This is a genomic window from Streptomyces recifensis (genome assembly GCF_002154615.1).
GTDB classification, from domain to species: Bacteria; Actinomycetota; Actinomycetes; order Streptomycetales; family Streptomycetaceae; genus Streptomyces; species Streptomyces griseoluteus.
The window spans coordinates 1-785 of sequence record NZ_MUNH01000533.1; the positions used below are offsets into that span (position 1 = coordinate 1).

The following is a 785-nucleotide window of genomic DNA, read 5'->3' on the forward strand; positions in this document are numbered from 1 at the left end:
AGATGTGTATCAGAGCCAAGTCATCCACACCCAGCCCCGGTGCTCGCGTACGCCCTGCCAGCCCAGCCACGCGCCGCCGATCTCGAAGAGGGCGGCGACGACGAACAGGGCGGCGGGGCGCAGGATCAGCATGGGGGAAGCCTGGCACGCGCCCCCCGTTCACCTGTTGGAGGGCGCCTGCGGTCCGGCTCGCGTGGCATACATCGGGTGGGCGGAACGGTGACGGGAACGGGAGTGGGGGCCTGCACCGGGCGGGTGTGCGGCGGGGAGACGGCCGCGGAACCGACGCCGGGTGCGGCCGCCGGACCGGGGCCAGATGCCGGGGAGGCGGAGCCGGACCGGTCCGTCGCCCGGGCCGGACCCCCGGCCCACAGGACCCCGCCCGCGCAGGCGAACAGCAGCAGCCATGCCCTCGTCCGTACGCGCACGCCGACCACTCCCGTTCCCGTCACCGTTCCGCCCACCCGATGTATGCCACGCGAGCCGGACCGCAGGCGCCCTCCAACAGGTGAACGGGGGGCGCGTGCCAGGCTTCCCCCATGCTGATCCTGCGCTCCGCCGCCCTGTTCGTCGTCGCCGCCCTCTTCGAGATCGGCGGCGCGTGGCTGGTCTGGCAGGGCGTACGCGAGCACCGGGGCTGGGTGTGGATGACCGGCGGGGTGCTGGCACTGGGCGCGTACGGGTTCGTAGCCACCTTCCAGCCGGACGCCCACTTCGGCCGCATCCTCGCGGCGTACGGCGGCATCTTCGTCGCCGGTTCGATCCTGTGGGGCGTGGTCGCGGAC

Annotated in this window: 1 protein-coding gene and 1 pseudogene; one reads left to right on the plus strand and one right to left on the minus strand. The window is 73.6% G+C overall.

The features are described from left to right. Nucleotides 1-21: 21 nt before the first annotated feature. A pseudogene (locus tag CCN33_RS33590) lies at nt 22-132 on the minus strand (YnfA family protein); the annotation flags it as partial. A 407-nt stretch (nt 133-539) separates the two neighbouring features. On the opposite strand from CCN33_RS33590, the gene CCN33_RS25035 reads away from it, so the two are divergent. Continuing rightward, nucleotides 540-785: YnfA family protein (locus CCN33_RS25035; protein ID WP_086695738.1), on the plus strand; the 246-nt coding region annotated here is incomplete at its 3' end.